General features: G+C 67.6%; 18 protein-coding genes. 14 read left to right on the plus strand and 4 right to left on the minus strand.

The window, feature by feature from the left end; genetic code table 11:
* Window positions 1–201: 201 nt before the first annotated feature.
* Window positions 202–822 (minus strand): TIGR00645 family protein, encoded by a 621-nt coding sequence (locus tag AC5P5S_RS12455; protein WP_012481561.1) that lies wholly within the window; start codon window positions 820–822, stop codon window positions 202–204.
* 112 nt (window positions 823–934) lie between these two features.
* Between AC5P5S_RS12455 and AC5P5S_RS12460 the strand changes: the two genes are divergently transcribed.
* From AC5P5S_RS12460 to AC5P5S_RS12475, 4 genes are all read left to right on the plus strand, one after another.
* Window positions 935–1,624, plus strand: a complete 690-nt coding sequence (locus tag AC5P5S_RS12460; protein WP_062605404.1) for a glutathione binding-like protein — start codon at window positions 935–937, stop codon at window positions 1,622–1,624.
* 162 nt (window positions 1,625–1,786) lie between these two features.
* Entirely contained in the window at window positions 1,787–4,012 is a 2,226-nt protein-coding gene (locus tag AC5P5S_RS12465) for a S9 family peptidase (protein ID WP_062605405.1), read from the plus strand.
* A 25-nt stretch (window positions 4,013–4,037) separates the two neighbouring features.
* Complete coding sequence (locus AC5P5S_RS12470) at window positions 4,038–4,553, plus strand: cytochrome c oxidase assembly factor Coa1 family protein (protein ID WP_049403671.1); 516 nt, start codon at window positions 4,038–4,040, stop codon at window positions 4,551–4,553.
* A gap of 238 nt (window positions 4,554–4,791) precedes the next feature.
* Complete coding sequence (locus tag AC5P5S_RS12475; RefSeq protein WP_231336652.1) at window positions 4,792–6,591, plus strand: DUF885 domain-containing protein; 1,800 nt, start codon at window positions 4,792–4,794, stop codon at window positions 6,589–6,591.
* A gap of 172 nt (window positions 6,592–6,763) precedes the next feature.
* Here the strand turns inward: AC5P5S_RS12475 and AC5P5S_RS12480 are convergent, their stop codons facing one another.
* Entirely contained in the window at window positions 6,764–7,222 is a 459-nt protein-coding gene (locus tag AC5P5S_RS12480) for a hypothetical protein (RefSeq protein ID WP_005411549.1), read from the minus strand.
* A gap of 184 nt (window positions 7,223–7,406) precedes the next feature.
* Between AC5P5S_RS12480 and AC5P5S_RS12485 the strand changes: the two genes are divergently transcribed.
* From AC5P5S_RS12485 to AC5P5S_RS12500, 4 genes are all read left to right on the plus strand, one after another.
* Window positions 7,407–7,655 carry a hypothetical protein gene (locus AC5P5S_RS12485; RefSeq protein ID WP_005411548.1) on the plus strand — a complete coding sequence of 83 codons (249 nt, stop codon included), beginning with the start codon at window positions 7,407–7,409 and terminating at the stop codon, window positions 7,653–7,655.
* 122 nt (window positions 7,656–7,777) lie between these two features.
* A complete protein-coding gene (locus AC5P5S_RS12490; RefSeq protein WP_005411547.1) occupies window positions 7,778–8,695 on the plus strand; it encodes a bestrophin family protein in 918 nt (305 codons plus the stop codon).
* 19 nt (window positions 8,696–8,714) lie between these two features.
* The gene (gene hemB, locus AC5P5S_RS12495; RefSeq protein ID WP_005414824.1) at window positions 8,715–9,704 is read left to right on the plus strand and encodes a porphobilinogen synthase; all 990 of its coding nucleotides are present in this window, start codon (window positions 8,715–8,717) and stop codon (window positions 9,702–9,704) included.
* Window positions 9,705–9,736: 32 nt separating this feature from the next.
* The gene (locus AC5P5S_RS12500) at window positions 9,737–10,006 is read left to right on the plus strand and encodes a hypothetical protein (RefSeq protein WP_049397683.1); all 270 of its coding nucleotides are present in this window, start codon (window positions 9,737–9,739) and stop codon (window positions 10,004–10,006) included.
* 82 nt (window positions 10,007–10,088) lie between these two features.
* On the opposite strand, the gene AC5P5S_RS12505 is transcribed toward AC5P5S_RS12500, so the two are convergent.
* Window positions 10,089–10,952, minus strand: a complete 864-nt coding sequence (locus AC5P5S_RS12505) for a TolB-like translocation protein (protein WP_062605407.1) — start codon at window positions 10,950–10,952, stop codon at window positions 10,089–10,091.
* A 48-nt stretch (window positions 10,953–11,000) separates the two neighbouring features.
* Between AC5P5S_RS12505 and aroE the strand changes: the two genes are divergently transcribed.
* The 3 genes from aroE to dinG all read left to right on the plus strand — a co-directional run bounded on the left by aroE (window position 11,001) and on the right by dinG (window position 14,473).
* On the plus strand, window positions 11,001–11,846 hold the full coding sequence (gene aroE, locus AC5P5S_RS12510; protein WP_062605408.1) for a shikimate dehydrogenase: 846 nt from the start codon (window positions 11,001–11,003) through the stop codon (window positions 11,844–11,846).
* A gap of 3 nt (window positions 11,847–11,849) precedes the next feature.
* On the plus strand, window positions 11,850–12,203 hold the full coding sequence (locus AC5P5S_RS12515; protein ID WP_005411542.1) for a hypothetical protein: 354 nt from the start codon (window positions 11,850–11,852) through the stop codon (window positions 12,201–12,203).
* A 167-nt stretch (window positions 12,204–12,370) separates the two neighbouring features.
* The gene (gene dinG / locus AC5P5S_RS12520; RefSeq protein ID WP_005411541.1) at window positions 12,371–14,473 is read left to right on the plus strand and encodes an ATP-dependent DNA helicase DinG; all 2,103 of its coding nucleotides are present in this window, start codon (window positions 12,371–12,373) and stop codon (window positions 14,471–14,473) included.
* Window positions 14,474–14,603: 130 nt separating this feature from the next.
* On the opposite strand, the gene ilvD is transcribed toward dinG, so the two are convergent.
* Window positions 14,604–16,442 (minus strand): dihydroxy-acid dehydratase, encoded by a 1,839-nt coding sequence (ilvD, locus tag AC5P5S_RS12525; RefSeq protein ID WP_231336651.1) that lies wholly within the window; start codon window positions 16,440–16,442, stop codon window positions 14,604–14,606.
* A gap of 457 nt (window positions 16,443–16,899) precedes the next feature.
* On the opposite strand from ilvD, the gene AC5P5S_RS12530 reads away from it, so the two are divergent.
* From AC5P5S_RS12530 to AC5P5S_RS12540, 3 genes are read left to right on the plus strand one after another with little or no spacing between them, the layout of a single operon-like run.
* A complete protein-coding gene (locus tag AC5P5S_RS12530) occupies window positions 16,900–17,472 on the plus strand; it encodes a DUF1190 domain-containing protein (protein WP_005411539.1) in 573 nt (190 codons plus the stop codon).
* 7 nt (window positions 17,473–17,479) lie between these two features.
* Window positions 17,480–18,658 (plus strand): glutathionylspermidine synthase family protein, encoded by a 1,179-nt coding sequence (locus AC5P5S_RS12535; protein WP_049397686.1) that lies wholly within the window; start codon window positions 17,480–17,482, stop codon window positions 18,656–18,658.
* Window positions 18,658–19,305, plus strand: a complete 648-nt coding sequence (locus tag AC5P5S_RS12540; protein ID WP_049397687.1) for a hypothetical protein — start codon at window positions 18,658–18,660, stop codon at window positions 19,303–19,305. The genes AC5P5S_RS12535 and AC5P5S_RS12540 overlap by 1 nt, the downstream gene beginning before the upstream one ends.
* Window positions 19,306–19,363: the final 58 nt, after the last annotated feature.

The raw sequence follows: 19,363 nt of genomic DNA on the forward strand, positions 1-19,363 counted from the left end.
CTGCTCCCCTCTAGAAGACGACGTGACGTAAATCATTGATACGCATGGCCGGGACCTGCGGTCCGGGCGCAGCAGGGTGACGTTTCCCGACGCCACCGCCGGCAACGGCGAGGGTGCAATCTAGCATCCCGGCCACCGCCGCGCACAAGGGACGGTGGCCGGAATGGGGCAGCGGCGGTCAAGCCGCTGGCGGCGGCGACCTCAGTGGTCGTGTGCCTTGTCGTGCGACCTGCTGTGGCTGTTGGACATCAGCTTGTCGGTCCAGGCGATGCCGATCGCCGACAGGATGAACACGCAGTGGATGATGGTCTGCCACAGCACGCCATCCTGGGTCAGCATCGAGCAGCGGGCGACACCGATGTTGGCAGCGGCCACGCTCATCTGCTCCGGCGTGCACAGCGGGATGCCGCCCAGCGCACCGCTGGCGATGAAGGTCTTCAGCAGGTGGATCGAGGAGATGCCGATGATCGCCATCGCCAGCTTCACCTTCAGCACGCTGGCATTGACGTGGCTCAGCCATTCCGGCTGGTCCGGGTGGCCTTCCAGGCGCAGGCGCGAGACGAAGGTCTCGTAGCCGCCGACGATCACCATCACCAGCAGGTTGGAGATCATCACCACGTCGATCAGGCCCAGCACGATCAGCATGATCTGCTGCTCGCCCATCGACACCGAGTGCGAGATCAGGTGCCACAGTTCCTTGCCGAACAGGAACACGTAGACGCACTGCGCCACGATCAGGCCCAGGTACAGCGGCAGCTGCAGCCAGCGTGAGGCGAAGATCAGCGTGGACAAGGGGGAGAGCGGCGGGCGGTTTGCACTCATGCGAGGGATGCTGCGTTGCGGGGGAGAGGCGAGGTTACCGGCCCGCCATGACGGTGCCAACCCAACTCACGCACTAGACTTCAGGTTCCTTTCTGCACCCCGAGCCGCCGCCATGATCGACCTGTATTACTGGCCCACCCCGAACGGCCACAAAGTGACCCTGCTGCTGGAAGAAACCGGCCTGGAATACCGCATCCACCCGGTCAACATCGGCTCGGGCGACCAGTTCCAGCCGGAATTCCTGGCGATCTCGCCGAACAACAAGATGCCGGCCATCGTCGACCAGGCCCCGGCCGATGGCGGTGCTCCCCAGAGCGTGTTCGAGTCCGGCGCGATCCTGCTGTACCTGGCCGAGAAGACCGGCCGCTTCCTGCCCAGCGACCCCCGCGGCCGCGTCACCACCCTGGAGTGGCTGTTCTGGCAGATGGCCGGCCTGGGCCCGATGAGCGGCCAGATGGGCCACTTCAACGTATACGCGCCTGAAAAGATCCCGTATGCCATCGAGCGCTACGACAACGAAGTGCGCCGCCTGCACGGGGTGATGGACAAGCGCCTGGCCCAGCACGCCTTCCTGGCCGGCGACGAGTACACCATCGCCGACATGGCCAGCTACCCGTGGATCGGCGCCTACGACAAGCTGCCGGTGGATTTCACCGCGTTCCCGAACCTCAAGCGCTGGCATGAAGCCATTGCCGCACGCCCGGCCACCCAGCGGGCCTATGCCCTGCGCCAGCAGGAGAACCCCAACGCCGGCAAGCCGCTCAGCGACGAGGAGCGCAAGCACCTGTTCGGCCAGCGCTGACCGCCTCGGGGTCGGATCCCTTTGCAGCGCAAAGGGCTCTGACCCCAGCACCAGGCCATGGGCAGAAGGTCATGCTGCCTTCCCGCACAGGCTTGGTTAGGATGGGGGACGACCGCTCCGCGTCCATCGCGGGGGCGGACCTGCCGTTTGCCGGGATCCTCCATGCGCCACCTGTTCGCTTCGCTCGCCCTCATGCTCGCCACCAGTACCGCCGCCCACGCTGAAAAGCTGACCCTGGAAGCCATCACCGGCCCGTTGCCGTTGTCCGGCCCAACCCTGATGAAGCCGAAGGTGGCGCCCGACGGTTCGCAGGTCAGCTTCCTGCGCGGCAAGGACAGCGACCGCAACCAGCTGGACCTGTGGACCTACGACATCGACAGTGGCCAGACCCGGTTGCTGGTTGATTCCAAGGTGGTGCTGCCCGGCACCGAGACCCTCAGCGACGAGGAGAAGGCCCGCCGCGAGCGCCAGCGCATCGCCGCGATGACCGGCATCGTCGATTACCAGTGGTCGCCGGACGCGCAGCGCCTGCTGTTCCCGCTGGGCGGCGAGCTGTACCTGTACGACCTCAAGCAGCAGGGCCAGGCGGCGGTGCGCCAGCTGACCCATGGTGAAGGCTTCGCCACCGACGCCAAGCTGTCGCCCAAGGGCGGCTTCGTCAGCTTCATCCGCGGCCGCAACCTGTGGGTGATCGACCTGGCCAGCGGCAGGCAGCTGCAGCTGACCCGCGACGGCAGCACCACCATCGGCAACGGCGTTGCCGAGTTCGTCGCCGACGAGGAAATGGATCGCCACACCGGTTACTGGTGGGCGCCGGACGATTCGGCGATTGCCTTTGCCCGCATCGACGAATCCCCGGTACCGGTGCAGAAGCGCTACGAGGTCTATGCCGACCGCACCGACGTGATCGAGCAGCGTTATCCCGCCGCCGGCGATGCCAACGTGCGCGTGCAGCTGGGCGTGATCGCACCGGCCGCCGATGCGCAGCCGCGCTGGGTCGACCTCGGCAAGGAACAGGACATCTACCTGGCCCGCGTGGACTGGCGCGATGCGCAGCACTTGAGCTTCCAGCGCCAGTCGCGTGACCAGAAGCAGCTGGACCTGGTGGAAGTGGCACTCGACTCCAACCGCCAGCGCGTGCTCGCCCACGAAACCAGCCCGACCTGGGTGCCGCTGCACAACAGCCTGCGTTTCCTCGACGATGGCAGCGTGCTGTGGTCGTCCGAACGCACCGGCTTCCAGCACCTGTACCGCATCGACAGCAAGGGCAAGGCCACCGCGCTGACCCACGGCAACTGGCCAGTGGACGAGCTGCTGGCGGTCGATGAAAAGGCTGGCAAGGCCTACTTCCGCGCCGGCATCGAGACCTCGCGCGAAAGCCAGATCTACGCGGTGTCGCTGCAGGGCGGTGAGCCGCAGCGCCTGTCGAAGGCGCCGGGCATGCACAGCGCCAGCTTCGCCCGCAACGCCAGCGTCTACGTGGACAGCTGGTCCAACAGCACCACGCCGCCGCAGATCGAACTGTTCCGCGCCAATGGCGAGAAGATCGCCACCCTGCTCGAGAACGACCTGGCCGATCCCAAGCATCCGTATGCGCGCTACCGCGATGCGCAGCGCCCGGTGGAGTTCGGCACGTTGATGGCTGCCGACGGCAAGACCCCGCTGAACTACAGCCTGATCAAGCCGGCCGGCTTCGATCCGTCCAAGCGCTACCCGGTGGCCGTGTACGTCTATGGTGGCCCGGCCAGCCAGACCGTCACCGACAGCTGGCCCGGCCGTGGCGACCACCTGTTCAACCAGTACCTGGCCCAGCAGGGCTACGTGGTGTTCTCGCTGGACAACCGTGGCACCCCGCGCCGTGGCCGCGACTTCGGTGGTGCGCTGTATGGCAAGCAGGGCACGGTGGAAGTGAGCGACCAGCTGCGCGGCGTGGCCTGGCTGAAGCAGCAGCCATGGGTGGACCCGGCGCGCATCGGCGTGCAGGGCTGGTCCAACGGCGGCTACATGACCCTGATGCTGCTGGCCAAGGCTTCGAACCAGTACGCCTGTGGCGTGGCCGGTGCGCCGGTGACCGACTGGGGCCTGTACGACAGCCATTACACCGAACGCTACATGGACCTGCCGGCGCGCAATGAAGCGGGTTACCGCGAAGCGCGCGTGCTGACCCATATCGATGGCCTGCGCTCGCCGCTGCTGCTGATCCACGGCATGGCCGACGACAACGTGCTGTTCACCAATTCGACCAGCCTGATGAGCGCGTTGCAGAAGCGTGCACAGCCGTTCGAGCTGATGACCTACCCGGGTGCCAAGCATGGCCTGTCCGGCGCCGATGCCCTGCATCGCTACCGCGTGGCCGAAGCCTTCCTGGGACGTTGCCTCAAGCCCTGATCCAGCAACGGGAAGGAGCCCGCCGATGACCCTGCCACCGCCGATTCCCGCCCATGACCCGGCATCCGCCGGTTGGTGGTGCCGCCACTGGCGCTGGGCGATGCCGTTGATGGTGGTGCTGGTGCTGGGTGGTGCAGGGGGTGTGGTGACCTGGAGCGTGCTGCGCTGGAGCGAGGCGGCACGCGAGAGCCCGCCGATGCGCGAGGCGCTGCGGCGCGCGGGCTGCAGTATTGAACTGGTGGAAGCGTTCGGTGAGCCGTTGAACATCGAGTCGATGCCGCTGGGCAGCATGCAGACTGCGATCAACGGCCAGCGTGATGTCGGCCTGACCGTAGCCCTGGAAGGACCGCATGCGCACGGACGGTTGTTCGTGCAGGGTACCCGTCGCGATGACGTGTGGGACTACCCGGTGATGTACGTGTTGGGCGAGGACAAGCAGACCTTCGACCTGACGGCGCTGGATGACGACGAGGCCGCGCAGGAGTGCGAGCTGAAGGCCTGCCGTGATCGCGGCGAATGCCCGCTGACCGCCGCGCTGTGATCTCCGGGGGCAAGCGACTGCGGGACGTCGACTGGGTAGAGTCGACTGTCAGTCGACTGCTCTTCGATCAGACAGCGAAAAACCCCGCGCTGCGCGCGATAGTCGACTGACAGTCGACTCTACCCCCGCCAGGTTTCCGCGGAGCCCGGCTGCACAACCAGCCCGCCATGACTTCCCGCCGATTGTCGCCATCGCCGTGAGCGCGTAGGGTGCGGGCAACCCTTTGCTGGAGTGTCCCATGAAGCCGATTGCGCTCGCCGTTGCCCTGGCCCTGACTGCCGCACCGCTGCTGTCCGCACCACCGGCGCTGGCGGCACCCTCCGCCAAGGCCACCACCCCGGCCAGCCCGGCCTGGGTCGCCCGCAGCAATGCGCTGGCGCAGATTCTGCTGGACGCCCAGGGCCCGTTCCAGCCGGAGGAAACCGGCTTCTTCGGCGTGCCCGGCTACGACGACAAGGTGGCCGATCTCGGCCCGGACAACGGCAAGCGCTACCGCGCTGCCATGGCCAAGGCACGTGACGAACTGAAGGCAAAGCTGGCCGTCGAGAAGGATCCCAATGTCCGCCAGGACTTGGAAATCATGATCCACGCCGCCAGCCAGAACATCGAAGGCAGCGAGCTCAACGAGAAGTACCTGCTGCCGTGGAGCGATGCGCCGCAGACCGTGTTCAGCGGCCTCAACCTGCTGCTGTCCGACCAGGTGCCGGTCGAGCGCCGGGCCAAGGCGGTCGACCGCCTCAAGGCCTATGCCGGCCTGCAGCCGGGCGGCACCGCCTTCACCACGCTGGCGCGCCAGCGCTACGAGGAACGGCTGGAGGACAGCAGCCTGTTGCAGCCGACGAAGATTGAAGTGCAGCAGTCGCTGGACAACGTCGAGACCTACATCACCGGTATCGAGTCGCTGCTGAAGAAGTACCAGATTGCCGGCGCCGATGAAGCAATGAAGGCGCTGGCCGGGCAGATGAAGGACTACGCCGCCTGGACCCGCAAGGAGGTACTGCCGAAGGCACGTGCCGACGCACGCCTGCCGGCGCCGTTGTACGCCTACCAGCTCAAGCAGGTCGGCATCGACATCGACCCGAAGCTGCTGATGCAGCGCGCGCAGCTGGAGTTCATGGAAACCCGCTCGGCGATGCAGCAGCTGGCACCGCTGGTGGTGAAGGACAAGGGGCTGAAGGTGGCCGACCCGAGCGATCCGGTGGCGGTGATCCGCGCGCTGAAGGCCGACAAGATCGCCGACGACCATCTGGAAGGTCACTATCGCAAGGTGATCGATGCGATCGATCCGCTGATCCGCGAGCACGCCATCGTCGACGTGCCCAAGCGCGCCATGCAGATGCGCCTGGGCTCGGCCGCCGAGAGTGCGGCCAGCCCGGCTCCGCACTTCCTGCCGGCCCCGCTGGTCAACAACACCGGGCAGCAGGGCACCTTCGTGCTGCCGCTGGGCAACCCGGCAGCGGGCCCGGGCGCGCAGTACGACGACTTCAACTTCGGTGCGGCAGCATGGACGCTGAGCGCGCATGAAGGCCGCCCCGGCCACGAGCTGCAGTTCACCGCGATGGTCGAGCGTGGTGTGTCGCTGGCACGCACCATGTTCGCGTTCAATTCGGTGAACGTGGAAGGCTGGGCGCTGTACGCCGAAGCCGAGATGGTGCCGTACGAGCCGTTGGACGGGCAGATGATCGCCCTGCAGTTCCGCCTGCTGCGCGCCGCGCGCGCGATGCTCGACCCGATGCTCAACCTCGGCCTGACCGACCGTGCCAACGGCGAGCGCGTGCTGATGGAGCAGGTCGGCCTGTCCAAGGCGATGGCCACCCAGGAACTGGACCGCTACATGGTGCGGATGCCGGGCCAGGCCGGTAGCTACTTCTACGGCTACACCCGCATCCTGGAACTGCGCATGCAGACGGAACTGGCGCTGGGTGCGAAGTTCGACCGCCTGGCGTTCAACAACTTCCTGCTCGACCAGGGCCTGCTGCCGCCGGACCAGCTGGCCGACGCGGTGAACAAGGTATTCGTGCCGAAGTACAAGCGCTGAACACCCTCCGGTAGTGCCGGCCGCTGGCCGGCAACCGGTGTTGGTAGATGCCGACCTTGGTCGGCGCTGTGGGTTCGTGCCAACCAAGGTTGGCACCCACCAGAGCGATGTGTTGGCTGTTGCAGGGATGTGCCGGCCAGCGGCCGGCACTACCTGCGGTGACGCTGCTGCGTCACCGCTGCGGGGTAATCACCTGTGTCGGCAACCGCGCCGGCGGTGCCGGATTCGGCACCCAGATCGCGACGCCCGCGGCGCGCTTCTGCGTGGTCGGAATCCCGATGCCGACGCCACCACCGACGTGCGAGCCGAACGTGCCCGCGCCCACCGACATGCCTACCGGCGAACCGCTGCTGCCCACGCCCATCAGCACCACGCCGTTGGCGCCCAGCGCTGCGGCTTCACGCTTCAGGCGGGCCACGGCGGCGTCGGTCTGGCCCTGGGTGCCGAAGCCGACGGCGGAAGACGATTCCAGCTGGGCGATTTCCTGGGAGCCGGCCGGTGGCGTCGAATAGATCTGCACCAGCGCCGGATCGATCGGTGCGCGCGCGCGGCCCAGCATCACCTTGGAGGTGCTGGCACAGCCGGCGGCGACCAGCAGCGTGGCCGCCAACGCGGCCCAACGGATGTTCATGGCACTTCCCCTGCAGGACTGGTTGCGATGATCGGCGGGCCACTCTGAATCGGCGCCAACACCCGGGCCGGGGCACGCACGACAGCACGCTAGCACGGGCCGGGTGACAGCCCCGCCAATGGCAGTAGGCGGCGGCAACGGGAACGATTATGGTGGGGCCAGGAACCAACTGCGGGAGAGCGGCATGGGTGTGATCAGTCTGTTGTGGGGCGTATTGGCGCTGTTGTGGATGATCCTGGCGTTGATTCCGCTGCTGGGCTGGGGCAACTGGTTCCTGATCCCGTTCGCCGCGGTCGGTGCGGTGATCGCCGCGCTGGGCATCCTGTTCACCCACCCGAGCAAGCGTGGTCGGGCGTGGGCCGGATTGGTCCTGAACGGTATCGTGGTGGTGGTCGGCATCCTGCGTCTTGGCCTGGGCGGCGGCGTGGTCTGAGCCCGGTCCCGGGTGCGACAGGGCGTCGCAGGCACACGGCCGATGGCCGGGCGGGGGCGTACAATGAATGGCTGCGCGAGCCCCCCGCGTGCCTGTGAATCCGCGCCCCGCGCGGCTGCCCCATGATCATCCGACCCCGTCCCCACGGCTGGCAACTTCTGTACATCCTGCGCGGTTCGATCGTCAAAGCGATCGCGCCGAAGGTGCTGGCCATCCTGATCCTGTCCATCGCCGTGGCTGCGGTGGTCGAACTGGCGCCCCCCACCGGCATCGAACGCGTGTCGGTGACCCCGTTCACCCTGCTTGGCCTGGTGCTGTCGATCTTCCTCAGCTTCCGCAACAGCGCCTGCTACGACCGCTGGTGGGAAGGACGCAAGCTGTGGGGCCAGCTGGTCTACGAATCGCGTTCGCTGGCGCGCCAGGTAAACCTGCTGCTGGCCGACGACGCGGGCCGTCGTCGTCGCGTCGCCTACCTCACCACCGCGTTCGCCCATGCGCTGGCGGCGCGACTGCGTGGTCGCATCGTCGCCCTGGCAGCACTGCCGTGGCTGGACAAGCGCCAGCGCGAACAGCTGGGCCAGCGCGAGAACGTGCCCGATGCACTGCTGGCGATGATCGCGGCCGAACTGGCGCATGCGCTGCGCGCCGGCCAGCTCGAGCCCATCCTCTACACCCAGCTGGAAGAGCGCCTGCACGCGATGTCGTCGATCCAGGCCGGCTGCGAGCGCATCCTCACCACGCCGCTGCCGTTCGCCTACACCCTGCTGCTGCACCGCTGCGCGTGGATGTTCTGCGTGCTGCTGCCGTTCGGCCTGGCCAGTTCGCTGGGCTGGGGCACGCCGGTGCTGTCGGCGGTGCTGGCCTATGCCTTCTTCGGCCTGGACCAGCTGGGCGAAGAAATGGAAGACCCGTTCGGCCTTGAGCCGAACGATCTGCCGCTGGACGCGCTGGTGCGCACGATCGAGATCGACCAGCTCGATGCGCTCGGCGAACGCCCGTTGCCCGAACCCCTGCTGCCGCAGGGCTACCTGTTGCAATAGCCACTCCTCGGAGCCTGCCATGTCCCACCCGCTGTACCGCCCGCGCCGCATGCGCCACGACGAGTTCTCGCGCCGCCTGATGCGCGAGAACACGCTGACCACCGACGACCTGATCTACCCGGTGTTCGTGCACGAACTGGCCGGCCGCACCGCAGTGCCGTCGATGCCGGGCGTGGAGCGGTTGTCGATCGAAGAACTGCTGAAGGTGGCCGAAGAGGCGCTGGAGCTGGGCATTCCGGTGATCGACCTGTTCCCGGTGATCGACCCGTCGCTGAAATCGCTGGATGCATCGGCGGCGTGGGCCGAGGACGGCCTGGCGCAACGCGCGATCCGCGCGCTGAAGTCGCGCTTCCCGGAACTGGGGGTGATGACCGATGTGGCGCTGGACCCGTACACCACCCACGGCCAGGACGGCATCATCGACGACAAGGGCTATGTACTGAACGACATCACTGTCGAAGCGCTGGTCAAGCAGTCGGTGTCGCATGCCGAAGCCGGCGTCGACATCGTTTCGCCGTCGGACATGATGGATGGCCGCATCGGCGCGATCCGCCGTGCGCTGGATGCCGACAACCACGTCAACGTGCGCATCATGGCTTACTCGGCCAAGTACGCCTCGGCGTTCTACGGTCCGTTCCGTGATGCGGTGGGCAGCGCGGCCAGCCTCGGCAAGGCCGACAAGAAGACCTACCAGATGGACCCGGCCAACGGCGACGAGGCCCTGCGCGAGATCGCGTTGGACCTGGAAGAAGGCGCCGACATGGTGATGGTCAAGCCGGGCATGCCGTACCTGGACCTGGTGCGCCGGGTGAAGGAGAAATTCGGTGTGCCGACCTTCGCCTATCAGGTGAGTGGCGAGTACGCGATGATGAAGGCCGCCTTCGCCAACGGCTGGCTGGACGAGCGCGCCTGCGTGCTGGAGTCGCTGCTGGGCTTCAAGCGGGCCGGTGCCGATGGCGTGCTGACCTATTTCGCGCCGCAGGTGGCGCGATGGCTGCGCGAGCGCTGACAATAGCGCCACGATAGACGGAGGACTGCGCGATGGGACCCGAACTGGGATGGATGCAATGGCTGATCTGGGGCACCGGCACGCTGGTGTTCGGCACCATCATCGTCGGTGTCTTCATCGCCGCCTGGCGCGCGGGCAAGCGTCCACCGGAGCAGCTCTCCGCCGCCCGCCACGTGGCCCGTGAGCAGGCCCTGCCGGACAGCGTGCAGGCCGAGCTGGCCGCGCTGAACCAGCGCAAGGACAATGGCCAGCTGAGCGAGATGGAGTACGAGCAGTTGCGCGCCAAGGTGTTGTCGCGCTGACGGGCAATGCCCGGGGTCGGATCCCTTTCCGCAGGAAAGGGCTCTGACCCCTGCGCGGGCGCCATCCACGCGCGGCGTGGATCTACCGCACGCACCCGGCCACCGCCGCCACCTTCGGCACCGCCAACCGGTACACGTCCACGCCACCGGCACGCGGTGCCCTGGCCGCGCTGCTGGCCACCATCATTTCGCCTGGCTTGGCGTTGTCGATCACCGGCGCGCCGGTCCAGCCGCCGGTCTGGTTGAACGACAGTCCCAACGGTTGCAGGGCCGCGCCACTCCACGCGCAGCCGCTGCTCCACACCTGTGCGGTCGTGCCGTTGCCGCGGCTGAACACCACTGCGCCATCGTTGCGCAGCCAGTCGCCGTCGGTCTCGTCATCGGCGCTGTTCAACGCTGTCAATGCGGTGGCCGGGCCGCGCATGCCCTGCACATCCAGCGTCGCCACGAACAGGTTCCAGCCGGCGCCACGGCCCTGTTGGCGGGCAAACAGCAGCCGCGTGCCGTCCGCGCTCAGGGCCGGCCCGCGCTCTTCGTGGCGTCCACCGTCGCCGGCCATGGGGTGCGCCTTGCCCAGCCGGCCATCGGCTTCCACCGCAGCCCGGTACAGCGCCAGCGCGCCTTCGCGGCCGGCGGCGAACAACAGCCAGCGGCCGTCGCGGCTGAAGTACGGATCGCGGGCCTCGCCGGCCACGCCTACCGGCAGGGCCTGCGCCTGCTGCCAGCGGCCATCGACCACGCGCGCCTCCCACAGGCCCCAGCCGGCTTCGCCGCGGCGGGCGAAGACGATGCGCCGGCCATCGGCACTGATCGTGGCGCGGCCCTCGTCGGCGCGGGTCGAGACCACGCCCATGCCTTCGATGCCGTACTCGTTCAACGCCATCGCCACGGGGGCAGAGAGTAGACTGGCGGCAAGCACCAGCAGGGGCGGGGTGATGCGCATCATCCGGGTCCGTGCACGAAAGAGCATCAGTCTAGCCAGCTTGAGGATTCCATGACCGACCGTTACGCCGTCTTCGGACACCCCGTTGCCCACTCGAAGTCGCCGCAGATCCACGCGACGTTCGGTCGCCAGGAAGGCATCGCGGTGGATTACCGCGCGATCGACCTGGCCCCGGAGGCGTTCCTGGCCGGCCTGGAGGCCTTCGCCGCCGACGGCGGTGTCGGCGCCAACGTCACCTCGCCGCACAAGGAGGCCGCGTTCTCGGTGTGCACCACCCTGACCGCACGCGCGCGCCGCGCCGGTTCGGTCAACACGCTGCTGCGCAAGGGCGACCGCTGGCATGGCGACACCACCGACGGCATCGGCCTGGTGCGTGACCTGACCGACCGCCATGGCCTGGACCTGCGTGGCCGCCGCATGTTGCTGATCGGTGCCGGTGGCTCCGCGCGAAGCGTCGCCCCGGCGCTGCTTGATGCCGGCATCACCGAGCTGGTGGTGGTCAACCGCACGCCGGAACGCGCCGATGAACTGATCGATGCGATGGGTGAGCCGGGTCGCGCGATCAGCCGCTACTGGGAAGACCTGCGTGATCTGGGTGACTTCGAACTGATCGTCAACGCCACCTCGGCCGGCCGCGACCGTGACGTCGAGTTCAAGCTGCCGCTGTCGCTGGTCAACTCGATGACCACCGCCGTCGACCTGAACTACGGCGAGGCGGCGATTGCCTTCCTGGCCTGGGCACGCGCGGCGAACTGCCGCAACACCGTGGATGGCCTGGGCATGCTGGTCGAGCAAGCCGCCGAGAGCTTCCTGCAGTGGCACGGTGTGCGCCCGCAGACCGACGAAGTCTACCAGTCGCTGCGACAGGGCTCGGCGGTGTTGGCCGGCGAGGACTGATCGATGGACGGCACAACCCTGCTGGTGACGGTGCTGAGCATGGTGGGCGTGCGCCTGCCGGTGCTGATCGCGCTGTGCGTGGGCCTGGTCTGGGTGGTCGGCGCACCGCGCGATGCCACCCGCACCGGTGCCCTGGTCGGCCTGCTGCTGTTGCTGCTGGCCAGCCTCGGCGGCATGGCGGCGGGCATCCTGCCGATGTGGATGGTCCGCAGCGGTGATTTCAGTGCCGTGTCGAGCTTGAGTGCCATCCTCGGCGTGCTGCATTTCGCGCTGGCGATGGTCGAGGCCATCGGTGTGGTGCTGGTGGTGTGGGCGCTGGTGCGCCTGCTGCGTACCCGTACGCTCCCGGCCGCCTGACCGGTCGCGCCGGGCCATGCCCGGCGTATCTGCCCCTGGGATGGTCCGGTCATTGGACCGGGACCGCCAGCGGGCGTCGTCGCTGGCCCGTTCAGGGTCCCAGCGGCGGTGAATGCGGCCGGCCATGCGACAATGCCCGGCCTGATCCAGCTACGGTAATTCCCGGCGTGACCGAAACCGTCGCCGCTCCGCGCACCCTCGATGACACCTTGAAGGACGCGATCCGCAAGGCGTACACGACGCTGCAGGCCAATACCCCCGGCTTTTCCACCCGTCGCTCGCAGAGCCAGATGATCGGCGTGGTGTCGCGTGCGCTGTCGAAAAGCGGTGGCGTCGGCGTGGTCGAGGCGCCCACCGGCGTCGGCAAGAGCCTGGGCTACCTCACCGCAGGCGTGCCGATCGCATTGGCCAGCAAGAAGAAGCTGGTGATCAGCACCGGCACCGTGGCGCTGCAGTCGCAGCTGGTCGAGCGCGATATCCCGAATTTCCTGAAAGCCACCGGCCTGGAGGCGACCGTGGCGCTGGCCAAGGGCCGTACCCGCTACCTGTGCACGCGCAATGCCGCCGAGGCGCAGGGCGAGGGCTCGCAGGGCGGCATGTTCGAGGATGACGCGCCGCTGTTCGACCGGCCGCTGGCGCCGATCGAAATGGACATCGCCAAGCGCCTGACCGACGCCTTCACCAGCGGCAGCTGGGATGGCGATATCGACAACGCACCGGAGACCATCAGCCCCGGCCTGCGCAGCCGCATCACCACGCCGGCTTCGGGTTGCGCCGGGCGCCGTTGTGCGTACTCGGCACAGTGCGCGGTGCTGCGTTCGCGCAACACCGTGCGTGACGCGCAGATCGTGGTCACCAATCACGCGCTGCTGCTGTCGGCGCTGTCGATCGGCGACAGCGACAACGGCCAGCCGTTGATCGCGCCGCCCTCGGACATGCTGCTGGTGCTGGACGAAGGCCATCACATCGGCAACGTGGCGATCGACCAGGGCGCGGCCAGCCTGGCGCTGGACGAGATGGCCAAGCGTACCGGCCGCCTGCAGATCCTGATCGCTGGCGCCTACCGCGCGGTGGACAAGGATCGCCTTGGCAACCTGCTGCCGAACGAAGCGATCGAGGTGGCCAGCAACGTGGCCAAGCAGCTGCGCGCGTTCCGCGATCATATCGAGCGCGTGTGGATGCCGGCGCCGGCGGACGAAGAGCCGATGTGGCGCGCGGCCAATGGGCGACTGCCCGAGGCCTGGCGCGAGCCGATCGAGGCGTTGGCTGACGATACCCGCAGCCTCTACAACTGGGCGCACGCCGCCACCGCGCAGGTGGCCAAGGGCAAGCCGGACGATGCCGCGCGCGAGCGCCTGCAGCGCAACCTGGGCATGGCGCTGGAAATGATCGAGCAGCAGTACAACCTGTGGCAGGCCTGGCGTCGCGAAGACAAGGACGGTGCGCCGCCGATGGCGCGCTGGGTCACCGCCACCCGCGACGGCGACCTGGTGCTGCACGGCTCGCCGGTTTCGGCCGCGCACGTGCTGCGCAAGCTGCTGTGGGATGAAGTGGACTCGGTGGTGATGACCTCGGCGACGCTGACCGGCGGTGGCGACTTCCAGTCGCTGGCGATCGACAACGGCATTCCGGAAGAGGCCGAGATGGTCTCGCTGTCCTCGCCGTTCGACCTGCCCAACCAGGCCGAGCTGATCGTGCCGAAGTTCCCGGTCACCCCGGACGACCGCGAAGGCCACCCGCGCGAAGTAGCGCGCTACCTGGATACCGAACTGGACTGGGCCAAAGGCTCGATGGTGCTGTTCACCTCGCGCTGGAAGATGGAGAAGGTGGCTGGGCTGATGTCGGCCGCGCGCCGCAAGCAGGTGCTGGTGCAGGGCGAGATGTCCAAGACCCGGCTGATCGACGAGCACCTGCGCCGCGTGGCCGCAGGCGAGGGTTCGGTGCTGTTCGGACTGAACTCGTTCGGCGAAGGCCTCGACCTGCCCGGTGAAGCCTGCACCACGGTGGTGATCACCCAGGTGCCATTCGCGGTTCCGACCGATCCGCAGACCGCCACCCTCAGCGAATGGTTCGAGGGGCGTGGGCTGAATGCCTTCAATCTGATCGCCATTCCGCATGCGTTGCGCACGCTGACCCAGTTCGCAGGCCGCCTGATCCGCACTTCCACCGACACCGGCCGCGTGATCATCCTCGATTCGCGGCTGCTGACCCGCCGCTACGGCAAGCGCATCATCGACGCGCTGCCGCCGTTCAAGCGTGTGATCGGCTGACCGGTAGTGCCGGCCGCTGGCCGGCAAAAAGGGGACGGAGGGAATTAAGTCGTTTTAGGCACAAACGACTTAATTCCCTCCGTCCCCTTTTCCCAGATGCCGGCCAGCGGCCGGCATTACCGTATGGCGGTCAATCGCCCAGAAGCGCGGTGTTGCGTACGGCACCCTTGTCGGCGCTGGTGGCCAGCAGGGCGTAGGCCTTCAGCGCGCTGGTGACCTTGCGTGGGCGCGGTGCGCGCGGCTTCCAACCACGCGCATCGGCGTCGCTGCGGCGCTGGGCCAGCACGGCCTCGTCCAGCAGCAGGTCGATGCGGCGGGCCGGAATGTCGATGCGGATGCGGTCGCCATCTTCCACCAGGCCGATGACACCGCCGCTGGCGGCTTCCGGCGAGACATGGCCGATCGACAGGCCGGAGGTGCCGCCGGAGAAGCGGCCATCGGTGAGCAGTGCGCACTGTTTGCCCAGCCCCTTCGATTTCAGGTAGCTGGTCGGGTACAGCATCTCCTGCATGCCGGGGCCGCCCTTCGGGCCTTCGTAGCGGATCACCACCACCTCGCCGGGTTGCACTTCGTCGGCGAGGATGCCGGCGACGGCGGCGTCCTGGCTTTCGTAGACGCGCGCGGAGCCTTCGAACACGTGGATCGACTCGTCCACGCCGGCGGTCTTCACCACGCAGCCATCCACGGCCAGGTTGCCGCGCAGCACGGCGAGGCCGCCTTCCAGCGAATACGCATGCTGCAGCGAGCGGATGCAGCCTTCGGCGCGGTCCACGTCCAGCGTCGGCCAGCGCGTGGCCTGGCTGAAGGCCTCCTGGGTGGGAATGCCGGCTGGACCGGCCTTGAAGAAGGTATGCAGGGTGTCGTTGTCACTGCGCACCACGTCCCAACGTTCCAGCGCCTCGGCCAGGCTGGCGCTGTGCACGGTCGGCACCGTGGTATCGAGCAGGCCGGCGCGGTCCAGTTCACCCAGGATGCCGAACACGCCGCCGGCGCGGTGCACGTCTTCGATGTGGTACTTCGGCGTGTTCGGCGCCACCTTGCACAGCTGCGGCACGCGACGCGACAGCGCGTCGATGTGGGTCAGGTCGAAGTCGACCTCCGCTTCCTGCGCGGCGGCCAGCAGGTGCAGGATGGTGTTGGTGGAGCCGCCCATGGCGATGTCGAGGGTCATCGCATTGGCAAATGCCGCCTGGGTGGCGATGCCGCGCGGCAGCGCGCTCGGGTCTTCGCCGCCATACCAGCGATGGCAGAGTTCGACGATCAGGCGGCCGGCACGGCGGAACAGCGCCTCACGGTCGGCGTGGGTGGCCAGCGTGGTGCCGTTGCCGGGCAGTGACAGGCCCAGCGCTTCGGTCAGGCAGTTCATCGAGTTGGCGGTGAACATGCCCGAGCAGGAGCCGCAGGTGGGGCAGGCACTGCGTTCGAACGCTGCCACCTTCTCGTCGGAAGCGCTGTCATCGGCAGCCACCACCATCGCATCGACCAGGTCCAGCTTGTGCTCGGACAGCTTGGTCTTGCCCGCTTCCATCGGTCCGCCGGAAACGAACACCACCGGGATGTTGAGGCGCAGCGCTGCCATCAGCATGCCGGGGGTGATCTTGTCGCAGTTGCTGATGCACACCAGCGCGTCGGCGCAGTGCGCGTTGATCATGTACTCCACGGCGTCGGCGATGATCTCGCGGCTGGGCAGCGAATACAGCATGCCGTCGTGGCCCATCGCGATGCCGTCGTCCACGGCGATGGTGTTGAATTCCTTGGCGACGCCGCCGACCTGCTCGATCTCGCGCGCGACCAGCTGGCCGAGGTCCTTCAGGTGCACGTGGCCGGGCACGAACTGGGTGAAGGAGTTGGCGATGGCGATGATCGGCTTGTGGAAGTCGCCATCCTTCATGCCGGTGGCACGCCACAGGGCGCGGGCGCCGGCCATGTTGCGGCCGGCGGTGGAGGTGCGGGAACGGTATTCGGGCATGGCTGGCGGAACGGGCGGGCCGTACGACGTGGGGGTCAGCCGATCATGGCCAATTTTTTCGGTTGCTGCTGCAACCACCGGGGAGAGAGCGGCAGGGCTGCGCCCTGCACCCGGGGTAGTGCCGGCCGCTGGCCGGCAACCTCAACAGCAACAGCTGGGCTATCCGTGGGATGGCGGGGTGGGTCCGGCTGCGGGGGACGGCGCAAGTACGTCCATGTAGCCTCGGTCGCGCCATCCATGGCGCTCACGCCCCCGCAACCGGACCCACCCCGCCTTCGACAGTTTCCTGCGATCTGACGGGGTCGGATCCCGTTGCTGCGCGACGGGCTCTGACCCCCGATTCCTGATTGGAGCGACGAAAATGAAAGTCCGTTCATCTTTCGGACTTTGCCGATTCCGGTTGCTGGTCCGGATTTGGCATCATTGGGGCATTGATCCGTCGACAGGGCATGAGGCCATGAAACGTTCCCGCACCACCGCGCTGCTGCTGATGAGCGCCGCGCCGCTGCTGTTCACCGCCTGCCAGAAGGAGCCGGAGGTGAAGGTGCAGGAAGGCCTGTACACGTCGGTCGAGGCCTGCACCGAGGCCACCGGCGATCCGTCGTCGTGCCGCAATGCCTTCGCCGAAGCGCAGAAGCAGGCCGCCGATGCGGCGCCGAAGTACGCCAGCAGGGAAGCCTGCGAGAAGGATTACAAGCCGGAGCAGTGCGTGCAGCAGCACACCTCGGCCGGTACCTCGTTCATCGGCCCGATGATGATGGGCTTCTTCATGTCGCAGATGCTGAGCAACCGCGGAGGCCTGGCACCGCAGGCACCGGCATCGGCGCCGGCCTACCAGGACAAGAATGCGGGTTGGGCGCGCCCGGCACCGGGTGGCACTGGTGGCCTGAACACCGCCAGCGGCATCGGCGCGGGCAAGGCCGGCCTGGCCCCGGTCACCAGCGAACCGAACCGTGCGGTCACTGCCAGCCGTGGTGGCTTCGGCAACACCAGCGCGCGTCGCAGCAGCAGCGGCAGCTACGGCGGCTGATCGACCCATGCAGCGCATCCGGATTGCCGAGCGTGCCCAATGGCGGGCGCGCGCGGAAGAGGCAGGTTTCCGCTTCCACACCATCGACGGCCAGCCGTACTGGGACGAAAGCGCGTACTACGCGTTCACCCTGCGCCAGATCGAGCAGGACATCGAAGACCCCAGCGCCGAGCTGCACCAGATGGCGCTGGACCTGGTCGGCGATGTCATCGCCAGCGAACGCTTGATGGACCAGCTGGCGATTCCGTCGCATTACCGCGACTGGATCGCCGACAGCTGGCGCCAGCGCCAGCCGCATCTGTACGGTCGCCTGGACCTGGCCTACGACGGTACTGGCCCGGCCAAGCTGTACGAACTGAACTACGACACGCCGACCTCGCTGTTCGAGGCCAGCTTCTTCCAATGGCAGTGGCTGGAAGACCAGCGCAACGCCGGTCGCCTGCCGCAGCACGCCGACCAGTTCAACGCGATTCACGAAGCGCTGGTCGAGCGTTTCGGCGAACTGGCCACGCAGCTGCCGCCGCCGCTGTACTTCAGTGCCGTGGGCAGCTCCGAAGAAGACCGCGGCACCGTCGACTATCTGCGCGACTGTGCATCGCAGGCCGGCCTGCATGGCCAGGCCATCGCCATCGAGGACATTGGCCTGTCCGAGGACGGCCGCTTCACCGCGCTGGACGATTCGGTGATCGGCACGCTGTTCAAGCTGTATCCGCTGGAAGACCTGATGGCCGAGGAATTCGGCCGCGCGCTGCCCGGCTCGGGCGTTCAGCTGCTGGAGCCGGCGTGGAAGGCGGTGTTGAGCAACAAGGGCATCCTGCCGCTGCTGTGGCAGCGCAACGTGGGCCATCCGAACCTGCTGGAAGCGCATTTCGATGACGGCAGCACGCTGGCGTCGGGCTGGGTGCGCAAGCCGCTGTTCTCGCGCGAAGGCGCGAACATCGAGATGCATCTGGCCGATGGCAGCACCCAGCGCAGCGACGGTCCCTACGATGGCCCGGCGATCATCCAGCGCGCCCATCCGCTCACCCGCTTCGAAGGCGGCTATCCGCTGATCGGCAGCTGGGTGGTGGGTGACCACGCCTGCGGCATCGGCATCCGCGAAGACGACAGCGCGATCACCCGTGACAGTGCGCGCTTCGTGCCGCATGCGATCGTTGACGAGGCGCCGACGCGGATCTACGTCTGATGGCGGTGCGGCGTTGGCCTGGCCGGCATGGGCGTTCTTCGCCCGTGCCTGGCCGGCACTTCGATGACGGGCGCAGCCTGCAGGCCTTCGCGGACCGTGTCGCGGTGCGTTGCCATCGCTGCGACACCCCCGGCTGGGTGGTCGCCAGCTGGGAACCTTACCGGTGGACCGCGCGATTCCGCTGCACCGGCTGCAGTTCTGCACTGGACAGTGGTGACTGGGTCGGTGCGGTCTACATGCTGGGCCGCCAACCTTGTGGATTCTGTGGGCATCAGTGGCTGCACGTGCGTCGTCGGGTTCCCGCTGGCGTTCCTGCACCGGCGTCCTTCGCTGCTCGATGTGCGCAATGTGATCGCAGTACCGATGTTTCGGTCTCGGTGCGTCCATTGCGTGATGCCGAGCCTACCGATCCGCACTTCGGATTGCCGCTGTGCCTGGTCGAACAGACCCGCGCAGGCCTGCTCTGGGCCTATAACGCTGAACATCTGCACGCATTGCACGAGTACGCGAGCGCGACATTGCGCGAAAGCCGCGGCCATCACCGATCCATGTTCTCGCGCCTGCCGCAGTGGATGAAGCTGGCCCGCAACCGGGTGTTGCTGCAGCGCGCGGTGGAGCGATTGCAGCGGCGATTGCTGCAGGGGTAGTGCCGGCCGCTGGCCGGCAACCGTTGCTGGTAGATGCCGACCCTGGTCGGCGCTGTGG

The organism is Stenotrophomonas sp. YJH_SMC_54, assembly GCF_059368435.1.